The sequence below is a fragment of the Cyclonatronum sp. genome, assembly GCF_022565315.1.
GTDB lineage: Bacteria > Bacteroidota > Rhodothermia > Balneolales > Cyclonatronaceae > Cyclonatronum.
In genome coordinates this window covers 1-3,951 of sequence record NZ_JAIUMX010000181.1, presented here as the reverse complement: position 1 = coordinate 3,951, position 3,951 = coordinate 1, and the positions used below count along the sequence as shown (strand labels likewise).

Below are 3,951 nucleotides of genomic sequence, written 5' to 3'. Positions count from 1 at the left end.
CCCACGCCCCTGTGCCAGCAAATGCTGATTTACTCCGGCAAATATTCCTGTCCACTGCCTTCAGCTTTGTTTACAATGATATCAAAATCGGGTAACATAGGTGTTTGCCGATCCATCCCAAACCAGCCCCGTTCTGATGCTCCCTGTTCCGATTAAACCGCAGCCCGATGAAACGACCTGCGGACCCACAAGCCTGCACACCATTTATGAGTATTACAACGATCCTGTTGCGCTTTCGTCAGTTATCAGTGATGTCTTGCAGCTTGAAGATGGCGGCACGCTTGGGGCATGGCTGGCTGTAGATGCCCTTAAGCGCGGGTACAAGGCCACCATTTATACCTATAACCTGCACGTGTTCGATCCCAGCTGGTTCGGCCTGGAGGCCGCCGACATCCACAGCAAACTCAGGCAGCAGCTGGCCTTCAAGAATGATAAGAAACTTGTTTCGGCTACCGCGGCCTACCTCGAGTTTCTGGAACTGGGCGGCAAGCTTCGGTTTGAAGACCTGCGGCCGTCTATTCTTCGCAGGTACCTTAAGAAAAAGCAGCCCGTTATTGCCGGGCTCAGCGCCACCTATCTGTACGGAAGCAAGCGGGAATACGGCCCCGACCTGAAATACGATGACCTTCGCGGAGAGCCTTCCGGTCATTTTGTGGTGCTTCATGGCTATGAGCCCGAAACCAAAATGGTTGCCATAGCCGATCCGCTTATGGTGAACCCCTTCGGCGACGGGCTTCAGTATCAGCTTAAAATCGACCGCGTAATAAACGCCATCCTTCTCGGCATCGTAACCTATGATGCAAACCTCATCATCATTTCACCCAAAAAATCTCCCAAAAAATAATGCAGCAGCTTGTTGTTGTAAACAACCCCAAAAACTGGTCGTTACAAATCCCCGGGGTTCAGGTCGTATCCGCGAAAGAATACCTCACCGACGAACATTTTTCCACCCTCGGCTCCGTGAAGCTCTACAATTTGTGCAGGAGCTACCGGTATCAGTCAACCGGCTATTACGTGTCGCTGCTGGCGAGCGCACGCGGTCACAAACCCATCCCCAGCGTACTTGCCATTCAGGACCTCAAGTCGCAGTCGATCATCCGCATTGTTTCTGAAGAGCTCGACCGCCTCATTCAGTCCAGCATGAAGCCCATTCAGGGCGATCAGTTCACCCTCAGCATTTATTTTGGCAAGAACCTTGCCAAGCGGTATGCCCGCCTGTGCAGCCGTTTGTTCCAGCATTTTCAGGCGCCGCTGCTGCGGGCGGAGTTTGTGCGGAAAGACGGCGAATGGCTGCTGAAATCCATCAACCACATTGCCGCGAATGATATTCCCAAAGAGCATCACCCTTTTGTGGTGGAAGCCGCTCAGGACTATTTCCGGAAGAAAAGCACTGCGACCTCCCCCAGGAATTCGCGCTACGACCTGGCGATTCTGGTGAACCCGGAGGAGAAAATGCCACCCAGCGATGAAAAAGCGATTCAGCGGTTCATCCGCGCAGCAGAATCGCTCGACTTTTATGTAGAGCTGATCACCAAAGATGACTACGCCCGACTAAATGAATTCGACGCCCTCTTTATCCGGGAAACCACGAGCGTGAACCATCATACCTACCGGCTCGCCCGCCGCGCCGCCGCAGAAGGGCTGGTAGTGATTGACGATCCTGAATCCATCCTGAAATGCACCAACAAGGTTTATCTCGCAGAGCTCATCAAAAAACACAAAATCCCGGCTCCCAAAACGCTGATTATCAGTCCGGAAAACAGGGGGATGGTTGCTGAAAAGCTCGGGTTTCCCTGCATCATCAAACAGCCGGACAGCTCGTTTTCGGTTGGCGTTGTAAAGGTTGATAATGCATCGGAGTTTGAGCTCACCACCGCTCAGCTTTTCGAAAACTCGGATCTGCTGATTGTGCAGGAATTCATCCCGACTTCCTTCGACTGGCGTGTCGGGATTATCAACCGAAAGCCGGTTTACGTGTGCCGCTACTACATGGCCCGGAAGCACTGGCAGATTTACGAGCACGCCGGCGACGGAAAAACGCATACCGGCCGGGTGGATACGCTGCCGGTAGATCAGGCACCGGCACAGGTTGTGGAAGTCGCCCTGAAATCTGCCGCATTTATCGGTGACGGCCTCTACGGAGTGGATCTGAAGGAAGTGAACGGGCAGGTTTATCTGATTGAAATCAACGACAACCCAAGCATTGATTCCGGCTGTGAAGATTTTGTACTGAAGGACGAACTTTACAAAATAATCATGCAGGAAATATTGATCCGTATCGAACGGAAGAAAGAACGGAGCGTGAAATAATGATACAGATTCAGACCAAAAGACCGCTCCATCTTTTTGACGGCTACGGGGTGGAGATGGAGTACATGATTGTGGATAAAGACACGCTGGATGTGCTGCCAGTGAGTGATAAAATACTGGAAACCATCGCAGGGGAAATCACGAGCGAAGTTTCAAGGGGCGCACTGGCCTGGAGCAATGAACTGGTGATGCACGTCATTGAGATCAAAACCGACGGGCCGGCTGCGGGATTTCAGGGCCTGAGTGAAGGCTTTCAGGCGGAGGTTTCCAAAATCAATGAGATATTAGCCGGCATGAATGCCCGGCTGATGCCCGGTGCGATGCATCCGTGGATGGATCCCTTCACCGAAATGAAGCTTTGGCCGCATGAGTACAACCCGATCTACGAAGCCTACAACCGCATCTTCGACTGCCGGGGTCATGGCTGGGTGAACCTGCAAAGCACACACCTGAACCTGCCTTTCGACGGCGATCAGGAGTTCGGAAAACTGAACGCGGCGCTGCGGATTCTCACCCCCCTGCTGCCCGCGCTTTCCGCATGCTCCCCCATCGCCGGCGGCGAACAGAAGCCCTTCCTCGATTACCGCATGGAAGTGTACCGCACCAACTCCGACCGCATCCCCTCCGTTGCCGGGCTGATCATTCCGGAGGCGCACTTCAGCCGCGACGCCTGCTACGAGCACATTTTCGGCCCCATGTATCGGGATGTGGCCCCGCTCGACCCGGACGGCATTCTGCAGGAGGAATGGCTGAATTCCCGCGGGGTAATGGCGCGCTTCGACCGCGGCGCGATTGAGGTCCGGGTGATCGACATTCAGGAGTGCCCGAAGGCTGACCTGGCCATTCTTGCCCTGTTCACTGCCGTAACGCAGGCGCTTACAGAAGAAAGATGGAGCAGTGTTGAGGAGCAAAAAAAATGGCACGAAAAAGATCTGTATGAAATCCTCATGAGTACCGCAACCCATGCAGAAAAGGCGGAAATCTCAGATCCCCGATACCTCCGCCTGTTCGGCTCAGACAAAACAGCACTTAGTGCCGGACAGCTTTGGCAGCATCTGTATGATGAAGTAAAAGATTCAGCCCTCTTCACAAAAGAACATCATGAAACACTTGCGCTGATGTTCCGGCACGGTCCGCTCGGCCGCCGCATCCTCAAAGCCCTGCCGCAGCCTTTTTCAAAGGCCGACCTGAAGTCCGTTTACGGCAAACTCTGCGACTGCCTCGAAAGCAACGGGCTTTTTCTGCCCTGAGGATACTGCCGGTAGCGCGAATGAGTAAGCACCCAAAAACTACAAAAAAAGCAAAAAAGCCCTGGCCGACCAAAGACGCCATGCGGCAAATTTATGCAAACAAGCTTTGGGGAGGCAGCGGGTATGATTTTTACTCAGGTTCCGGCTCACATCATCCTGAAATCGCGGAACCCTATGTGGAGGTTGTTACCTCGTTTTTGAAATCATTTGAGGATCCGCTTGTCGTGTGCGACCTTGGCTGCGGCGATTTTAACATTGGCAAGGAGCTGGCAGCGCATACCCGAAAGTACATCGCCGCGGATATTGTGAATGAGCTTATCGCGCGAAACAAGGAAAAGTTTAGCAGCGAGAAGATTGAGTTCCGCTGCCTCGATATCGCAGCAGACGACCT

The 3,951-nt window shown here is 53.3% G+C and carries 3 protein-coding genes and 1 pseudogene; all 4 read left to right on the top strand.

The features are described 5' to 3' along the window. Positions 1–136: 136 nt before the first annotated feature. Positions 137–844 (top strand): C39 family peptidase, encoded by a 708-nt coding sequence (locus LAT75_RS15290; RefSeq protein WP_291483655.1) that lies wholly within the window; start codon positions 137–139, stop codon positions 842–844. Continuing rightward, complete coding sequence (locus LAT75_RS15285; protein ID WP_291483653.1) at positions 844–2,310, top strand: RimK family protein; 1,467 nt, start codon at positions 844–846, stop codon at positions 2,308–2,310. Before LAT75_RS15290 ends, LAT75_RS15285 begins: the two co-directional genes overlap by 1 nt. Beyond that, on the top strand, positions 2,310–3,560 hold the full coding sequence (locus tag LAT75_RS15280) for a glutamate-cysteine ligase family protein (protein ID WP_291483651.1): 1,251 nt from the start codon (positions 2,310–2,312) through the stop codon (positions 3,558–3,560). The genes LAT75_RS15285 and LAT75_RS15280 overlap by 1 nt, the downstream gene beginning before the upstream one ends. A 20-nt stretch (positions 3,561–3,580) precedes the next feature. Further along, positions 3,581–3,951: pseudogene (locus tag LAT75_RS15275) on the top strand (SAM-dependent methyltransferase); the annotation flags it as partial.